Origin of the sequence: Hydrogenophaga sedimenti (assembly GCF_051857515.1) — a bacterium.
Lineage (GTDB): Bacteria > Pseudomonadota > Gammaproteobacteria > Burkholderiales > Burkholderiaceae_C > Hydrogenophaga.
On sequence record NZ_JBPZHA010000001.1, the window covers coordinates 334,739 to 350,848 of the forward strand.

At 68.5% G+C, this 16,110-nt stretch carries 15 protein-coding genes; 12 read left to right on the forward strand and 3 right to left on the reverse strand.

The window, feature by feature from the left end; all coding sequences use genetic code 11:
- The first annotated feature begins 11 nt into the window (after positions 1-11).
- Complete coding sequence (gene secF / locus ACS5NL_RS01595; protein ID WP_439351814.1) at positions 12-968, forward strand: protein translocase subunit SecF; 957 nt, start codon at positions 12-14, stop codon at positions 966-968.
- 89 nt (positions 969-1,057) lie between these two features.
- Positions 1,058-3,511: a DUF1631 family protein gene (locus ACS5NL_RS01600; protein ID WP_439351815.1), complete on the forward strand. Its 2,454-nt coding sequence runs from the start codon at positions 1,058-1,060 to the stop codon at positions 3,509-3,511.
- A gap of 1 nt (position 3,512) precedes the next feature.
- On the opposite strand, the gene dprA is transcribed toward ACS5NL_RS01600, so the two are convergent.
- Together dprA and ACS5NL_RS01610 are read right to left on the reverse strand one after the other, a co-directional pair.
- Complete coding sequence (gene dprA / locus ACS5NL_RS01605) at positions 3,513-4,601, reverse strand: DNA-processing protein DprA (RefSeq protein ID WP_439351816.1); 1,089 nt, start codon at positions 4,599-4,601, stop codon at positions 3,513-3,515.
- Positions 4,602-4,609: 8 nt separating this feature from the next.
- On the reverse strand, positions 4,610-5,953 hold the full coding sequence (locus ACS5NL_RS01610; RefSeq protein ID WP_439351817.1) for a LysM peptidoglycan-binding domain-containing protein: 1,344 nt from the start codon (positions 5,951-5,953) through the stop codon (positions 4,610-4,612).
- Positions 5,954-6,216: 263 nt separating this feature from the next.
- Between ACS5NL_RS01610 and def the strand changes: the two genes are divergently transcribed.
- The 8 genes from def (at position 6,217) to ACS5NL_RS01650 (ending at position 13,070) form a co-directional block, all read left to right on the forward strand.
- The gene (gene def / locus ACS5NL_RS01615; RefSeq protein WP_439351818.1) at positions 6,217-6,735 is read left to right on the forward strand and encodes a peptide deformylase; all 519 of its coding nucleotides are present in this window, start codon (positions 6,217-6,219) and stop codon (positions 6,733-6,735) included.
- A gap of 2 nt (positions 6,736-6,737) precedes the next feature.
- Positions 6,738-7,703, forward strand: a complete 966-nt coding sequence (gene fmt / locus ACS5NL_RS01620) for a methionyl-tRNA formyltransferase (RefSeq protein WP_439351819.1) — start codon at positions 6,738-6,740, stop codon at positions 7,701-7,703.
- On the forward strand, positions 7,703-8,434 hold the full coding sequence (locus tag ACS5NL_RS01625; protein WP_439351820.1) for an AzlC family ABC transporter permease: 732 nt from the start codon (positions 7,703-7,705) through the stop codon (positions 8,432-8,434). Before fmt ends, ACS5NL_RS01625 begins: the two co-directional genes overlap by 1 nt.
- On the forward strand, positions 8,427-8,762 hold the full coding sequence (locus tag ACS5NL_RS01630) for an AzlD domain-containing protein (RefSeq protein ID WP_439351821.1): 336 nt from the start codon (positions 8,427-8,429) through the stop codon (positions 8,760-8,762). The genes ACS5NL_RS01625 and ACS5NL_RS01630 overlap by 8 nt, the downstream gene beginning before the upstream one ends.
- Before the next feature lie 113 nt (positions 8,763-8,875).
- On the forward strand, positions 8,876-9,667 hold the full coding sequence (locus tag ACS5NL_RS01635; protein ID WP_439351822.1) for a glycosyltransferase family 2 protein: 792 nt from the start codon (positions 8,876-8,878) through the stop codon (positions 9,665-9,667).
- Positions 9,651-10,334, forward strand: a complete 684-nt coding sequence (locus ACS5NL_RS01640; protein ID WP_439351823.1) for a TVP38/TMEM64 family protein — start codon at positions 9,651-9,653, stop codon at positions 10,332-10,334. The genes ACS5NL_RS01635 and ACS5NL_RS01640 overlap by 17 nt, the downstream gene beginning before the upstream one ends.
- Positions 10,318-12,039, forward strand: a complete 1,722-nt coding sequence (locus tag ACS5NL_RS01645; RefSeq protein WP_439351824.1) for an ArnT family glycosyltransferase — start codon at positions 10,318-10,320, stop codon at positions 12,037-12,039. The genes ACS5NL_RS01640 and ACS5NL_RS01645 overlap by 17 nt, the downstream gene beginning before the upstream one ends.
- The gene (locus tag ACS5NL_RS01650) at positions 12,036-13,070 is read left to right on the forward strand and encodes an NAD-dependent epimerase/dehydratase family protein (protein ID WP_439351825.1); all 1,035 of its coding nucleotides are present in this window, start codon (positions 12,036-12,038) and stop codon (positions 13,068-13,070) included. Before ACS5NL_RS01645 ends, ACS5NL_RS01650 begins: the two co-directional genes overlap by 4 nt.
- A 7-nt stretch (positions 13,071-13,077) precedes the next feature.
- Here the strand turns inward: ACS5NL_RS01650 and ACS5NL_RS01655 are convergent, their stop codons facing one another.
- Positions 13,078-13,824, reverse strand: coding sequence for a phosphatase PAP2 family protein (locus tag ACS5NL_RS01655; protein ID WP_439351826.1), 747 nt, complete (start codon positions 13,822-13,824; stop codon positions 13,078-13,080).
- Positions 13,825-13,931: 107 nt separating this feature from the next.
- On the opposite strand from ACS5NL_RS01655, the gene ACS5NL_RS01660 reads away from it, so the two are divergent.
- Both ACS5NL_RS01660 and ACS5NL_RS01665 read left to right on the forward strand, forming a co-directional pair.
- A complete protein-coding gene (locus ACS5NL_RS01660) occupies positions 13,932-14,663 on the forward strand; it encodes a response regulator (RefSeq protein WP_439351827.1) in 732 nt (243 codons plus the stop codon).
- The gene (locus tag ACS5NL_RS01665) at positions 14,660-16,045 is read left to right on the forward strand and encodes a sensor histidine kinase (RefSeq protein ID WP_439351828.1); all 1,386 of its coding nucleotides are present in this window, start codon (positions 14,660-14,662) and stop codon (positions 16,043-16,045) included. Before ACS5NL_RS01660 ends, ACS5NL_RS01665 begins: the two co-directional genes overlap by 4 nt.
- Positions 16,046-16,110 lie beyond the last annotated feature (65 nt).

A 16,110-nucleotide genomic window follows, 5' to 3' on the forward strand; every position in this document is an offset into this window, starting at 1 on the left:
GGAGCACGAACATGGAACTTTTCCGCATCCGCAAAGACATCCCGTTCATGCGGCACGCCATCGTGCTGAACGCGGTGTCGGCCATCACCTTCGTGCTGGCGGTGTTCTTCCTGGTCACGCGTGGCCTGAACCTGTCGGTCGAATTCACCGGCGGCACGGTGATGGAAGTGGCCTACGAGCAGCCGGCCGACCTGGAGGCCGTGCGCAAGGTGGTCGAGGGGCTGGGCTATGCCGAGGTGCCGGTGCAGAACTTCGGCACCGCCAAGGACGTGCTGCTGCGCCTGCCGGCCAAGGCCGGCCAGACCTCGGGCCAGCAGAGCGAGACCGTGCTGTCGGCGCTGAAGGCGCAGAACCCGGCCGTGACGCTCAAGCGCACCGAGTTCGTCGGCCCGCAGGTGGGCCAGGAACTGGTCCAGCACGGCCTGATGGCGCTGGGCCTGGTGATCGCGGGCATCGTGATCTACCTGGCGATCCGTTTCGAATGGAAATACGCCGTCTCGGCCATCATCGCCAACCTGCACGACGTGGTGATCATCCTGGGCTTCTTCGCCTTCTTCCAGTGGGAGTTCTCGCTGGCGGTGCTGGCGGCCGTGCTGGCGGTGCTGGGCTATTCGGTCAACGAATCTGTGGTGATTTTTGATCGGATCCGTGAGACTTTCCGCCGCCAGCGCAAGAAAACCACGGTGCAGATCATCGACCACGCCATCACCTCCACCATCAGCCGTACCATCATCACGCACGGCTCGACCCAGATCATGGTGCTGTCGATGCTGCTGTTCGGGGGGCCCACGCTGCACTACTTCGCCATGGCACTGACCATCGGCATCCTGTTCGGCATCTATTCCTCGGTGTTCGTGGCTGCGGCCATCGCGATGTGGCTGGGCATCAAGCGCGAAGACCTGATCAAGACGCCGGTCAAGACGGCGGGCGGCGATCCCGATGACCCAAACAGCGGTGCGATGGTCTGAACCGGTCGAAGCTGACGCTCCCGAAATGTGAGCGGGCCGACGTCGGGGTGGTCCTGGATATGCAATCTTTCGTGTCATACTGAGCCACTGTGGCAACCTCTGATCAGCACGTTTCGTCTCTGGCCAAACAGGCGCGTGAACTCTTCGTGGTTCACGTGGGGCGGGCTCTGCCCGACTTGGTCAAGGCCTGCGAAAACCGGCTGATGGCCATCATGGACCAGGCCGGTCCCGCCCGTGAGATGCAGGAGCGGCGCGATGCCTGGACCGCGTTCAGCAAGAGCCAGGGCGCCTGGCTGAACCAGAGCAAGAAGGCCCTGCAGCGCACCTTGCTTCCCCGTCCCGCCAGCAGCAATGCGATGACCATGCCGGGCCGGCTGGAGTTGCTGGCCGAAGGTGCCATCGACGACCAGATCCTCGCGTCGCGGCTCGCGATGCGCGTGCTGGAACTGGTCTCGACCGACCTCAATGAACTGAGATTGCGCATCCAGCACCTGGAAAAGCGCCAGGAGTTGCCGCGCGGCGACGTGCTGCTGCCCGACGTGGTCGCGCGCATCCTGGTCGACCAGTGGCTGGACGTGCAGATGACCCGCGAAGGTTGGGCGCTGGTGCAGGACGCGCTGTCCCCGGTGCTGGCCAAGACCATGCATGCGGCGTACAAGGCGGCCAACGAGTTCCTGGTCTCCAGCGGAGTGCTCAAGGAAATCGATCTGCAGGCCCTGGTCCGGCGCACGCCGGGCAGCCGTTCCGCGGGTGGTCCGGGCGCCGGCAAGGAGGCGGCCCAGGCGGCTGCCGACGCTGGCCAGCAGGGCGCCGCAGGTGGGGATGGCTTCGGCGGATCGTCCTACGCCGGAGGAACGGGCTATGGCAGCGGCTATGCCGGCGGTGCTTCCACCGGCGCCGGGGCTGGCACTGCAACCTCGCCGGGCGCACCGGGTGCACGTGGCGGCTTCGGTCCCAGCCAGACCGGGCAGGCCTCGACGGTGATGGGGGTGCATGACGAAACCCGTCTGATGACCCATTCGACGCCGCTGGCCCGAGCCCGCATGCGGGCGCAGGGGGTGGTCGGCCGTCTGCGGCGCTTGCTGGCCGACAAGATCGGCGGGGATTTCGAGGCCACCCAGCTCCTGCCGACTTCGCCGAAGTTGCAGCAGGCGATGAGCCAGGTGTTGCCGGTGCCACTCCCCGAGGTCGGTCATTCGACCGGATCCGGTGGTTCGTCGCGCCTGGGTGTCCCGGCCATGGACGGCACCCATGTGGCGCGTGCGGCGACCGTGCTGCGTCAGCGTGCCGCCGAGCTCAAGCAGGCCGCCAGCACGCCGTCCGAAAAAGCCACCATCGAGGTGGTGGCCCTGATGTTCCAGAGCATCCTGGCCGAGGAACGCATCCCGCCCAGCGTGCGCGTCTGGTTCGCGCGGCTGCAGATTCCGGTCCTGCGCGTGGCGCTGGCCGAGCCCGAGTTCTTCAGCGCTTTGCAGCACCCGGCGCGCCGTCTGATCGACCGCATGGGCTCCTGCGTGATGGGCTTCGAGTCGAATGTCAGTTCGGCCGCGCTGGAGGCCGAGATCAAGCGCGTGGTGCAGGTCATCGAGCAGTATCCTGAAACCGGTCGCCGTGTGTTCCAGCTGGTGCTCGACGAGTTCCAGAAGTTCCTCGAGTCCTACCTGAGCGAGCAGGGCAGCGCCAGCCGCTTTGTCAGCGTCGCCCAGCAGGTCGAGCAGAAGGAAACCCTGTCGGTCCAGTACACCATCGAGTTGCGCAAGCTGCTCGACGACATCGTGGTGCGCGACGAGGTGCGGGAGTTCCTGTTCAAGGTCTGGGTCGAGGTGCTGGCGGTGGCCAGTGTCAAGTACGGCATCAAGCACGAAGAAACCGGCTCGCTCAAGCGGGTGGCGTCGGAGCTGTTGTGGGCGGCGAGCGCCAAGCCCAGCCGCAATGACCGTGCGCGTGTGATCCAGCAATTGCCGGGTCTGCTGCAACGGCTGCGTCAGGGCATGAGCCTGCTGGGGTATTCGGCCACGATCCAGGACGTGCACATCAAGTCCGTGAGCGACACGCTGGCGGACGCCTTCATGTCGCGCACCGAAACCATTTCGCAGGAACGCCTGGACCAGATGTCGGAGCGCCTGGCGCACCTGGAAGACTACCTGCCCGAGAGTGGTGTCGGCGATCTGGATCTCGACAACGAAAGCATCGAGATGATCACGGGCGTGGACGCCAGCAACATCGAGGTGATCAAGCAGGGCGGCAGCCAGCCCAACGAAGCCATGCGTTCCTGGGCCCAGGAACTGCAGATCGGCTCGTGGTTCGGGCTGGACCACAACGGCAAGCTCAACAGCGTGCAATTCGCCTGGCGCAGCGACCGGGGTCAGCTGTACCTGTTCGTGACCAACGTGGGCCGCTGCTTCCTGATCCAGGCCACGCGCGTGGCGGCCTACCTGCAGGCGGGCCTGCTGGTGCCGAGCGAAGACGAGGCGCTGACCGTGCGTGCCACGCGCGACGCGCTGGCCAAGCTCGACGCCAACCCCGAACGCCTGCTCGACTGATTCAGGCCTGGCCGCTGCGTTGCAGCAGGCCACCGGGCAGCCGGTCGATCCGACCTTCCAGTTCCAGTTCCAGCAACCGCGCCTGCAGCGTCGGGGTGTCGATCCCGGTGCGCGCCTGCAGGGCATCGAGGCCGACAGGGTCGAAGCCCATGGCGTCGAGCAGGCTGTCTTCGCCGCTGTCCGGAACAGGGTGTGTGGCACTGGCCGGTTCGGCCAGTCGCAGGTCTTCCAGGATGTCCTGTGCCGACTCGACCAGCTTGGCGCCCTGGCGGATCAGGGCGTGGCAACCGCGCGCCTGGGGTGCGTGGATGGATCCGGGAATGGCAAACACCTCGCGCCCCTGCTCGGCCGCCAAGCGGGCGGTGATCAGGGACCCCGAACGCACGGCGGCCTCGACCACCAGGGTGCCCTGGCTCAGTCCCGCAATGATCCGGTTGCGCTGCGGAAAATGGGCCGCCAGCGGTGGCGTGCCCAGCGGATATTCGCTGACGATGGCGCCGTGTTCGGCGATGCGGCGGGCCAGGCCTTCGTGCCGCTTCGGATAGACCGTGTCCAGCCCGGTGCCGACCACGGCGATGGTGGTGCCGCCGCCGTCCAGGGCGCCCGTGTGGGCAGCGCCATCGATGCCGAGCGCCAGGCCGGAGACCACGCAGACATCGGCTTCGGCCAGGCAGCGCGCGAACTGGAGGGCATTGCTTTCGCCCTGCGGCGTGGGGTTGCGGCTGCCGACGATGGCCAGTTGCCGGGGGTGGGCCAGCGTCTCAAGCCGGCCCTTCACATACAGCATCGGCGGCGGGTCAGCGGTCTGCAACAAGGACGCCGGGTAGTGGCTGTCGGCCAGTGTGACGAGGTGGTGGCCATCGTGCGACAGCCATGCCATGAGACGGTCCACGGCGGTGTCGAGCGATGGTGGCACGCTCTGCATGGCCCGGGCGATCTTGGCATTGGTGACCGTGGCCCAGGCGCTGGGGCTCTGGGACCAGATGGCCGACGGCAGACCAAAGGCGGCCAGCAGCCGCCGCGCGGTGTCGTTGCCCACGCCCGGCGTGAGCACCAGCCTGAGCCAGGCGGCGCAAGCGTCCCGGTCCATGGGGCCGGTCAGGGATTGGTGAATCGGTCGCCGATCTTCACGCCGTCGACGATGTCCAGCACCAGGGCGTAAGAGACCTTGTCGAAGACCTTGAACACCATCATCAGGCCGTTGGGCTCACCGGGCAGGCGGATTTGCGGACGGCTGTCGTCGGTCTTGTCGATCTGGGTGCTGGAGTCGCGCACCAGGGCCAGCACGTGACCGGGCTCAACCCCTTGCAGCTTGCCGCGGTTGATCGAGACCACCTGGTTCTGGGCGGCGTAACGCACGGCACTGCCGTAGACCGACACGATCTGGCCGTTGAACGGCTTGCCCGGGGCCCGCGGAATGTAATTGGGGAATTCGCGCGGTGGGTCGGGCAGGAGCCGGTCGCCCACGCGCATTTCTTCCTTGGCTTTGACGATGTCGATGGTGGCGGGGATGATTTCCCCCGTGGCCACCGGTTTGACAGGCGCCTTCTCTTCGATCGGCACGCGCGCAATGTTGTGCGCGGTGTTCTCGTATTGCGGCTTGTAGATGTCCTTGCCCTCGGGCTTCTTGGCGGCCTCGGCCGGCGCCACCTCGATCTCGCGGCGGCTTTCGGGGCGCACCAGCTCCACCTTGCCGACGTACTGGGCCTCATAGGCCAGCACTTCGCCGGTCGCCGGGTCTTTCAGGGGCGTGGCATTGCGGAACACGCGGTAGACCAGCGGTTTGCCCGCGCCCAGGGTCAGCGCCTCTTCCTTCAGGTCGCCGACGTCGCCGTATTGGCCGCGCGCATAGGCGCGGTCACCCAGGCTCAGCAGCACGCGGTTTTCCGGGGTGGCCACGATGCGCGCCGCCTTGGCGAAGGTTGCGTCGTCCACGATCAGCGGTTCGGCCAGGAAGGCCTCGATCGCCTGCATGTTGACCGGCGGAATGGCCGACTCGGAGAGGCTGTCGGTGCGCACGCGCGGCGAAATGCGCACGGTCGGGGTGTCGCCGTCGCCGGGCTTGCGGGTGCTCAGGCGGGCACGGCCGCCGCTCTTGTCGAGGTACAGCACCTGGCCGGGGTAGATGCGGTGCGGGTTCTTGATTTCTTCGAGGTTCATGCCCCAGAGCTCGGGCCAGCGCCACGGACTCTTGAGGAAGATCTTCGAAATGGCCCAGAGCGTGTCGCCGCGTTTGACGGTGTGGCTGTCGGGCGCATTGGGGGCCAGTTCGGACAGCGCCACGCCGGTTTGTGCCACCTGGTTGGCGGTGGCGCGCTGGCCACTGCTGACGGGGTAGTTCTGGGCCTGGGCGGTGCCAGCGAGGGATGCCAGCATCAGGGCGCAGGCGCCGACGACAGCGCGGCTGGGACGGATGGCGGTCGGGAGGGTGTTCAATCGCATGTGTGGGCCCCTGGGGCTGGCGCAAACTGGCCGGTCACCGCCGCCCGTCCATCGGGCCAACGGCGCATCAAGTCTTGACAATTCGCATTTGATTTTGCGCCCAAGCCCTTGATTAGGCAATATTAATGGGCTTTCGCCTCCCCCCGGGAATGCAAAAGTGGCGAAAATAGCGACAAACCTCCCGTGCCCGTTGCATGCGGCTCTTGCCGCGTCTGGCGGGCCTTTGCCTTTTTCCAGGTCCGAATGGACCGCCGCTTTCCGACATGAGCACTCCTGAATTGCTGCCCATCCTGCGTTATCCCGACCCGCGGCTGAACACCGTGGCCCAGCCGGTCGTGGCTTTCGATGACCGCCTGCGCGAACTGGTCGACCGCATGTTCGCGACCATGTACGACGCCCATGGCATTGGCCTGGCGGCCACGCAGGTCGATGTGCACCAGCGCCTGATCGTGATCGACGTGAGCGAAACGCGCGACCAGCCGCTGGTGCTGATCAACCCGGTGATCGACTGGGCCAGCCCGGAAACCCGCAAGGGCGAAGAGGGCTGCCTGTCGGTGCCTGGCATTTACGACGGCGTGGAGCGTTCGCTCGCGGTCAAGATCACGGCGCTGGACGAGCAGGGGCAGTCGCGGACCATTGAGGCCGAAGACATGCTGGCGGTCTGCATCCAGCACGAGATGGACCACCTGATGGGCAAGGTGTTCGTCGAATACCTGTCGCCGCTCAAGCGCAACCGCATCAAGACCAAGCTGCTCAAGGCTGAGCGCGACGCAAGGGACTGACGATGCGCGTGGTGTTCGCCGGTACGCCGGAATTTGCGCGTGTGGCGATGGAGCGCCTGCACGCGGCGGGTTTCGAGATCCCGCTGGTGCTGACCCAGCCCGACCGGCCCGCTGGCCGGGGCATGAAGCTGCAGGCGTCGCCGGTCAAGCAGTTCGCGCTGGACCACGGCATCGCGGTGGCGCAGCCGCGCAGCCTGCGCCTGGACGGCAAGTATCCCGACGAGGCGGCGGCGGCGCGCGAGGCCTTGCTGGCGGCGAAAGCCGATGTCATGGTCGTGGCGGCCTATGGCCTGATCCTGCCGCAGTGGGTGCTTGATCTGCCGCGCCTGGGCTGCCTGAACATCCACGCCTCGCTGCTGCCGCGCTGGCGCGGTGCGGCGCCGATCCATCGCGCGATCGAGGCCGGTGATGCTCAGACCGGCGTGACCATCATGCAGATGGACGCTGGGCTGGACACGGGCGACATGCTGCTCACCGAGGCCTTGCCGATCACCGGCGCCGACACCACCGGCGCCTTGCACGACCGGCTGGCCGCGCTGGGCGGGCGGATGGTTGTCGAAGCGCTGGAGCTGGCGGCCTGCGGTGGCCTGCGGCCCGTGGCGCAGCCGGCCGACGGCGTGACCTATGCCGCCAAGATCGACAAGGCCGAGGCCACGATCGACTGGCACCAGCCGGCGGCCGTGATCGAGCGCCGTGCGCGGGCGTTTTCACCGGCTCCCGGGCTGGCCACCACGCTGGCGGGCGAGGCGGTGAAGGTCTGGCGGGTCGGCGCTGAACCGGCTGCCGTGCATGCCGCTGCGGGCCAGGTGCTGTCGGCCGGCGCCGAGGGCATCCGCGTGGCCACCGGCGAGGGCGTGCTGAACCTGCAGGAGCTGCAGCGCGCGGGCGGCAAGCGCCTGCCGGCGCGCGAATTCCTGCAGGGCTTTGCGGTCGCGCCCGGCCAGGTGTTTGGCGCGTTGGCGGACTGATGTTCTTTCTCCCAGAGCACTGGCGCCGGCCGCAGTTTCGCGAAGGCATCACCGACCAGGGTTCGGTCGCCATGGGCATCGCCGCCTGGGGCCTGATGACCGGCGTGGCCATGGTGCAGTCGGGCATGTCGGCGCTGGAGGCGCTGCTGATGACCCTGATCGTCTACGCCGGCAGCGCTCAGCTGGCGGCGGTGCCGATGATCACGGCGGGAGCGCCGATGTGGGTGATCCTGGCGGCGGCCTTCTGTGTGAACCTGCGTTTTGTCGTGTTCTCGGCCCATCTGCGGCCCTACCTGATGCATCTGCCGCGCTGGCAGCGCATGGTCAGCGGCTATGTCACCGGCGACCTGAGCTACGTGTTTTTTGCGCGCCGTTATCCGCACCCGGGCACGAACGCCGAGGAGCTGGCGCAGCAGCAGGCCTATCTGATGGGCAATTGCGCAGTGAACTACCTGGCCTGGATGGTCGCCAGCGTGGCCGGCGTGTTTCTCGCGAACGCGGTGCCGCTGTCCTGGGGGCTGGGTTTCGCGGGCATCCTGGCGCTGCTGGGTGTGCTGTGTTCGCTGGCCAGCTCGCGGCTGCGCGTGCTGTCGGCGGGGGTGGCGGGCGCGGCGGCGGTGGCCGCCTGGGCGCTGCCGCTGCGGCTGAACATCCTGGTCGCGATCACCAGTGCGGTCGCGATCTGCCTGCTGGTCGAGCACCTGCGGGGCACGGAGCCGGGCCATGCTTGAGCTGGACCTGCACACGCTGCTGACCATCCTCGCGCTGGGCGCGATCACGGTGGTCACGCGCGGTTTCTTCTTCATCTCCGACAAGCCCTGGACCCTGCCGCACTGGGCGCAGCGTGGCCTGCAGTACGCGCCGATCGCGGCGCTGGCGGCGGTGGTGCTGCCCGAGATCGTGATGAGCCACGGGCACCTGGTGCCGACCTGGCGCGATGCCCGCCTGTTCGCGGCGGCGGTGGGGGCGGCGTATTTCTTCTGGCGCAAGGGTGTGCTGGGCACCATCGTGACCGGCATGCTGGTCTACCTGCCGCTGCACATCGGTCTGGGCTGGTGAGCGCCGACGTGGGAAAATCCCGCGTTGTGCCGCGCGGCGGACCTTAAGTCGCGGTTAATGACGGCGCGCGACGATCGGCGGCTTCCAGGCCGCACCTCCACAGGTTTCCTGACATGACTGATTTCCCTGCGGCCTCTGCCGCTGCTGCCGAGCCGCTCGTTTCGGTGCTGATTCCCGCCAAGAACGAAACCGGCAACATCGGTGTGCTGGTGGACGAGGTGGTGACCGCCTTGCGGCCGGTTTGCGCGTTCGAGATCGTGCTGGTCGACGACGGCAGCGACGATGGCACCGGCGACGAGTTCCTGCAGCGCTGCAGCGCGCTGGGCTCGGCGGCCCGGCTGATCCGCCACGAGAAGAGCGTCGGCCAGAGCACGGCGCTGATGAGCGCGGCACGCCAGGCGCGCGGGCGCTACCTGATCACCATCGACGGCGACGGCCAGAACGATCCGGCCGACATGCCGGCGCTGCTGAAGGTGGCGCGCGAGACCGAGGCGCAGGGCGAACACTTCTGCATCGCCGGCTACCGCAAGAACCGGCAGGACACCGAGTGGAAGAAGTTCCAGTCGCGCATCGCCAACGCGGTGCGCCAGAAGCTGCTGAGCGACCAGGTGCCCGACACCGGCTGCGGCCTCAAGCTGATTCCGCGCGCGACCTGGCTGCAGCTGCCCTACTTCGACCACATGCACCGCTACCTGCCGGCGCTGGTGCTGCGCCTGGGTGGCGCGATCCGCGTGGTGCCAGTGAACCACCGCGCGCGCCAGGCCGGTGTGTCCAAGTACAACGCCTGGAACCGGCTGTGGGTCGGTCTGGTCGACATGGCGGGCGTGATGTGGCTGACCCGGCGCGGCAAGCGCCCGGTGATCGCCCAGGTCCGCACGCTCGCTGCGCATGAAGAGTCTCGTTAAGCCGCTGCTGCTGACGGCGGTCCTGACGCTGGCCTTTCTGTCCCTGCACCTGGGCTGGTGGGGGCCGGTGACCGAGGAGGTGCTGCTGCAGGAGCTGTTCAAGCAGAACCGGGCGATCGCCTGGCCGGTGTTCATCGCCGGTTCGGTGCTCTACACCGCGCTGGGCGGCCCGCGCCAGGTGCTGGCGTTTTCCTGCGGTTTCCTGTTCGGCGGCTGGCAGGGCGGGCTCATCGGTACGCTGCTGACGGGCGCTGGCGCGATGCTGACCATGTTCGCGGTGCAGCGCCTGGGCATGGACTGGGTGCGCCAGAAGTACGCGCAGAAGATCGAACTGATCAAGGCCGTGCTGGCCGAAGACACCTGGATCTGGATCTGCGTGATCCGCCTGATCCCGGTCGGCAGCAACCTGGTGACCAACATCGCCGCGGCGCTGTCCGACCTGCGGCTGCCGGCGGTGTTTTTCGGCAGCCTGCTGGGCTACCTGCCGCAGATGCTGCTGTTCAGCTACGCCGGCTCGGGCATCGCGCTGCACGACAGCTCGCAGATCTGGGTCAGCATCGTGATGCTGGTCCTGTCCACGGGCCTTGGCCTGTACCTCTACCACCACGGTTTCAAGCAGCGCCTGCAGCGTTACCGCCAAGAGCATTCCCATGTCCCTGCCCACTGACGACCAGACCCGCCGCCGGACCCTGTTCTGGCTGGCCGCCACGGCCATCGTGCTGCTGCTGGGGATCGGGCTGCGCTACCCCTGGCCGGCCGACGAGCCGCGCTTTGCGCAGGTGGCGCGCGAGATGGTCGAGAGTGGCCAGTGGCTGTTCCCCACGCGCGGCGGCGAACCGTATCCGGACAAGCCGCCGGTGTTCATGTGGCTGACCGCGCTGGCCTTTGCGCTGACCGGCCAGCTCAAGATCGCCTTCCTGCTGCCCAGCGCGCTGGCCGCGTTCGGCACCTTGCTGCTGGTGCACGACATCGGCCGGCGGCTGTGGAACCGCGAGGTCGCGCTGGCGGCGGCGCTGGTGCTGGTGCTCACGCCGCAGTTCCTGCTGCAGGGCAAGACCGGACAGATCGACGCGCTGGTGTGTTTCTGGATCACGCTGGGCTGCTACGGCCTGCTCAGGCACTTTTTCCTCGGCCCGCAGTGGCGCTGGTATTTCATCGCCTGCGCCGGGATGGGGATGGGCATCATCACCAAGGGGGTGGGGTTCCTGCCGCTGCTGATGCTGCTGCCGCTGGCGCTGTGGGTGCGGGGCCCGGGCGCGGCGGGGACGCCGGTGTGGCGCTGGCGCCTGCTGGCGGGGGGGCTGGTGATGGGGTTCATCGCCCTGCTCTGGCTCGGCCCGATGCTCTGGCAGGTGCACAGCATCGGCTCCGACACCATGGTCGCCTACCGCAACGACCTGCTGTTCCGCCAGACCGGCGAGCGCTTCGTCAACGCCTGGCACCACGTCAAGCCCTGGCACTACTTCTTCACGCAGGCGATCCCGACCGTCTGGTTCCCGCTGGTGGTGCTGTTGCTGGTGTTTTTCAAGCCGCTGGTCGCGCTGCTGCGCGAGGACCGGCGCGCGCGCGTGTTGCTGGCCTGGGTCGGGCTGGTGCTGCTGTTCTTCTCGCTGAGTTCGGGCAAGCGCGAGGTCTACATGCTGCCGGCGCTGCCGATGCTGGCGCTGGTGGTCGGGGTGCTGTGGACGCGGGTGCGCGGGAGCGTCGCGGCGGCCCGCACGGGTCTCTTCTTCCAGGGTTTTCTGGTGTTGCTGGCGCTGGCGATCACCGGTCTGGGCGCGGTGCTGCAGGCCTCGCCCGAGAAGCTGCTGCGCAAGGCGCCCGACTACGCCGAGCTGATCGGCACGCTGCCGGTGCCGCTGATCGCCATGGGCCTGACCCTGCTGGTGGTGCTGGTGCTGGTGCGCCGCCGCGACCTGCTGGAGCGGCTCGCGGCGGCCACGCTGACGGTCTGGGTGTTCGTGGCGCTGATGGTCTGGCCGCGCGTCGACCCGCACCGCACGCCGCAGGAGATGATGGAGCAGGTCGAGCAGAAGCTGCCGCCACAGTCGGAGCTGGCGCTGCTGTACTTCAAGGAGCAGTTCCTGCTGTTCAGCCACCGGCCCCTGACCCACTTCAGCTACCTTGCGCCGCTGGAAGAGCAGGAGCGCAACGCCTGGGTCTGGATGCACGAGGCGCCCAACCGCTTCCTGCTGGTGCCGACCGACGCCGAGCTGAGCTGCTTCGACGTGAGCAAGACGGTGTCGCTGGGTGAGGCGCACCGCCGCGAATGGGTGCTGTTCGGCGCCGATTCGATGCGCGCCGGCTGCGAGCCGCCCGGGAAGGCGCGGCGTTATGTCTATCGCCCGGACGTGCGTGGGGTGCTGCCGTGAGCCTGTTCGAGACCCTCGCTGCCCCCCGTGTGCTGGTGACCGGCGCCGCCGGCTTCATCGGCTTCCACCTGGTCAACCGGCTGCTCGACCGCGGCTGCGTGGTCGACGGCGTGGACAGCATGACGCTGTATTACGAACCCAGTCTCAAGCAGGCGCGGCTGGACCGCCTGCTGGCGCGCCCGGGCTTTGTGTTTCACCGGCTGGACCTGGCCGACCGCGAAGGCGTGGCCGCGCTGTTTGCGCAGGGTCGCTACGACATCGTGATCCACCTGGCCGCGCAGGCGGGGGTGCGCTACTCGGTCGATCACCCGATGGCCTACCTCGACAGCAACCTCGCGGGCATGCTGACGGTGCTCGAAGGCTGCCGGCACGGCGGCGTGAAGCACCTGGTCTACGCCTCGTCGAGTTCGATCTACGGCGCGGCGCGCGAGATGCCGCTGCGCGAAGACATGGTGACCGACTCGCCGATCTCGCTGTATGCGGCCAGCAAGAAGGCCAACGAGCTGATGGCGCACAGCTACAGCCACCTCTACGGCATCCCCGCCTCGGCGCTGCGCTTCTTCACCGTCTACGGCCCCTGGGGCCGGCCCGACATGGCGATCTTCAAGTTCGTGCGCGCGATCTTCGAAGGCAAGCCGATCGACGTCTACAACCACGGCCACCTGCGCCGCGACTTCACCTATGTCGACGACGTGGTCGATGCGGTGGTGGCGGTGGCGGCGCAACCGCCCCAGCGCGAAGACGGCCGGGCGCCGCACCGCGTGCTCAACGTGGGCCACAACGGCCCGGTGCCGCTGATGGACTTCATCGGTTGCCTGGAGCAGGCCTGCGGCCGCGAGGCGATCAAGCATTTCCTGCCGATGCAGGCGGGCGACGTGCCCGACACCTGGGCCGACACGACGCGGCTGGAGCAGGGCTTCGGCGTGCGTGCCGACACCGACCTGCGGGTGGGCGCGCAGCGCTTTGTCGACTGGTTCCGGTCGTACTACGGGGCGCCTCCCCCCGCGCCGTCTTCGGCGTCACCCCTCTGAGGGGGCGTCAGCTGCGGCCCGGCAAAGCCGGTTCCGCGCTGACCTGGGCCGCGCGCAACTTCGGCAGGGCGAGCCACCATCCCGTCAGCGTCACGGCCGCGCAGATCACACCGGTCCAGAGCGTGTGGCTCGGCGGATGGGCGCCGCGCAGGGTCTGCGTGACGCCCGAGACCAGGCCCGCGAACACCACCAGCGCGAACCAGCGCCAGCCGATCGCCGCCTGGCGGCCGGCCACCGGCGACCACAGCCAGGGCAGGCACAGCGCGAGGAAGGCGAGCGAGCCCGAGGCGTGGCCGCCCGGGAAGCAGCTGCCGCCGCCGCCGTCGCTGGCCAGCAGGTTCCAGTGCGAGGTGTAGACCGCCTGTCCGCCGAACTGGGTCCATTCCCAGGGGCAGCTGGAGCGGCTGAACTGCTTGGTGACGCTGACCGCCAGCAGGGACAGCGTCACCAGGGCCAGCACCGTCAGCCGTTCGCGCCGCGTCGTCGCGCCGGGGCTGCCGCTGTCGCGCCACACGGCCCAGACGATCATCGCGATGAACAGCACCGTGGAGACCTTGCGCACGCCGTCGTGCAGCACGTTTTCGAGCAGGGGAAGATGCCGCAGGTCGAAGCCCCGGGGCGTGCCGATGTGCAGCATGGTGGGCAGGTCCAGCGCGGCCGCGTCCCACGCGAGGGTGAGCAGCAGCAAGCCCACGGACAGCCCCAGCAACCAGCGGGCAGACGGCGTGAGGGCGGGGCTGGTGGAAGTATTCATGGCGCGGGCATGTTGGGTGAGCGAGTTTAAGAGGGCCTTAAGGGGGCTCCGGATAATGGAATTTCTTTGGGGTTTCTTGACCGGGGGCGCGCTGCGCCGATGCACACATGCGAGCACTGGTGGTGGAAGACGATCCCGGCATTGCCAGCGGCCTGAGCCTGTCGCTGCGCCATGCCGGTTATGCGGTGGATGTCTGCGGCACCGTGGACTCGGCCTGGACGGCGCTCTGCGTCGAGCATTTCGACCTGATGCTGCTGGACCTGGGACTGCCCGACGGCGATGGCCTGGACCTGCTGACGCGGGTGCGCCGCTCGGCCGCGCGCCGGGCCGGCCAGCCCAGTCTGCCGCAGAACGACATGCCGGTGCTGATCATGACCGCACGCGACGGCATCAGCGACCGCATCACCGGTCTGGACGGCGGCGCCGACGACTACATCGTCAAACCCTTTGACCCGAACGAACTGCTGGCCCGGCTGCGCGCCATGCTGCGCCGCGCCAGTGGCCGCAGCAAGCCGGTGATCGAACACGGTGATCTGGTGGTCGACCCGGCCGCGCACTCGGTCGAGCGCGCCGGCCTGCCGGTGTCGCTGGGGGGCAAGGAGTTCGCGCTGCTGCTGACCCTGCTGCAGGCCCGACCGCAGGTGCTGTCCAAGGCCCGGCTGGAGTCGGCGCTGTACGGCTTCGGCGAAGCGCTGGAGAGCAATGCGATCGAGGTCCATGTGCACCACCTGCGCCGCAAGCTGGGCGAGTCGCTGATCAAGACCGTGCGTGGCGTCGGCTATTTCATCCCGCAGGAGTCGGTGCCCACCGCGGCGCCCGGTCCGGCGCAACGGCCGTGAACCTGCCGGCCACCGCGACCCGGCGCTCGCTGCGGCGGCACCTGCTGCTGTGGGTGCTGGGCGCCCAGCTGGTGGTCTGGGTGGTGGTGGTCGCGGTCGGCTGGAACGCCAGCATGCGCGAGACCCGCAAGTTCACCGACGGCCATCTGGTCGCGGTGGCGCAGCTCTGGATGGGCGCGGCGTCGTGGCACCACGAGGGCGAGTCGCCCTGGCCCTTGCCGGTGCCCAGCAGCGAGACGCACGAATACGCGCAGGACGTGGCCATCCTGGTCTGGGAAAACCGGCGGCTGGTGAACGACAGCGACCACCTCGCCGATGGCCTGGACCTCTCGCGCCTGCCGGACAAGGGGCTGGTCACCCTGGTCTACCGCGACACGAAGGGTGAGCCGCACGACTGGCGCGCCTACGTCGAGACTGCACGGGTAGAGGGGCAGGAGCGCCGCGTGATGGCGCTGCTGGACCTGAAGAAACGCTTTGTGCTGGCCGAAGACATCGCCAAACACCTGGCGCAGCCGGCGATCCTGCTGCTGCCGTTGCTGTCGCTGGTGATGTGGTGGACGCTGCGGCGCGGGCTGAGGCCGCTGGAGCAGCTCTCGGACGAGGTGGCGGCATTGGACGCCTTCGCGGGCCAGCGGCTGGAGTCGCAGCACCGCTTCCGCGAATTCGCCAGCACGGTGACCGCGATCAACACCATGGTCGACACGCTGCAGGCACAGGCCCAGCGCGAGCGGCAGTTCGCCTCCGACGTGGCGCACGAGCTGCGCACGCCGCTGGCGGTCATCACGCTGCAGGCGCGGGCCGCGCAGGTCGAGGCCACGCCCGAGCGGCTGGAGCGGCTGGAGCAGGAGGCGCTGCGCGCCGGCCGCATCCTGACCCAGTTGCTGGACCTGGCGCGGGCGCAGCGCGCCGCCGGCCCGGCCGATGCGCCGGCCGGCGAGCCGGCGCAGGATGCGCTGCTCGGCGAGGTGGCGGTGCGCCTGATCTCGGCGCACGCCCAGCTGGCCCATGAGAGCCAGCACGAGATGTCCCTGGTCGAGGACGGCGGCGAGGTGCGCGTGCGCGTGAACCCGATGCTGCTGGAGCTGGCGGTGCGCAACCTGGTCGAGAACGCGCTGCGCCACACGCCCGCGGGCACCCAGGTCGAGCTGCGGGTCTGGCAGGACAGCCAGGGCTGCGGCATCGCGGTCAGCGACGACGGCCAGCGCGGCGGCGTGTCGGCGCCGCCGGCCCAGGCCTCGTCCGGGCTGGGGCTGGGCCTGCGCCTGGTCGAGCGCATCGCCGAGGAGATGGGGGCGCAGCTGGTGCGCGACGGCGGCGAGGCGCCGATGACCACCCGTTTCGCCTTGCGCTGGCCACATCCCGAAGGCGCCGTGCCGGTTTAATGCCGGGTTAACGGCGACCAGAGACAATACCCCGTTCGCTGCGGCCCTCGCGGCCTTCCACAGCA

Coding starts and splice junctions, on each gene's coding strand:
- secF (WP_439351814.1), top strand. CDS start 12: ATGGAACTTTTCCGCATCCGCAAAGACATCCCGTTCATGCGGCACGCC.
- dprA (WP_439351816.1), bottom strand. CDS start 4,601: ATGGACCGGGACGCTTGCGCCGCCTGGCTCAGGCTGGTGCTCACGCCG.
- ACS5NL_RS01610 (WP_439351817.1), bottom strand. CDS start 5,953: ATGCGATTGAACACCCTCCCGACCGCCATCCGTCCCAGCCGCGCTGTC.
- def (WP_439351818.1), top strand. CDS start 6,217: ATGAGCACTCCTGAATTGCTGCCCATCCTGCGTTATCCCGACCCGCGG.
- fmt (WP_439351819.1), top strand. CDS start 6,738: ATGCGCGTGGTGTTCGCCGGTACGCCGGAATTTGCGCGTGTGGCGATG.
- ACS5NL_RS01625 (WP_439351820.1), top strand. CDS start 7,703: ATGTTCTTTCTCCCAGAGCACTGGCGCCGGCCGCAGTTTCGCGAAGGC.
- ACS5NL_RS01630 (WP_439351821.1), top strand. CDS start 8,427: ATGCTTGAGCTGGACCTGCACACGCTGCTGACCATCCTCGCGCTGGGC.
- ACS5NL_RS01635 (WP_439351822.1), top strand. CDS start 8,876: ATGACTGATTTCCCTGCGGCCTCTGCCGCTGCTGCCGAGCCGCTCGTT.
- ACS5NL_RS01640 (WP_439351823.1), top strand. CDS start 9,651: ATGAAGAGTCTCGTTAAGCCGCTGCTGCTGACGGCGGTCCTGACGCTG.
- ACS5NL_RS01645 (WP_439351824.1), top strand. CDS start 10,318: ATGTCCCTGCCCACTGACGACCAGACCCGCCGCCGGACCCTGTTCTGG.
- ACS5NL_RS01655 (WP_439351826.1), bottom strand. CDS start 13,824: ATGAATACTTCCACCAGCCCCGCCCTCACGCCGTCTGCCCGCTGGTTG.
- ACS5NL_RS01660 (WP_439351827.1), top strand. CDS start 13,932: ATGCGAGCACTGGTGGTGGAAGACGATCCCGGCATTGCCAGCGGCCTG.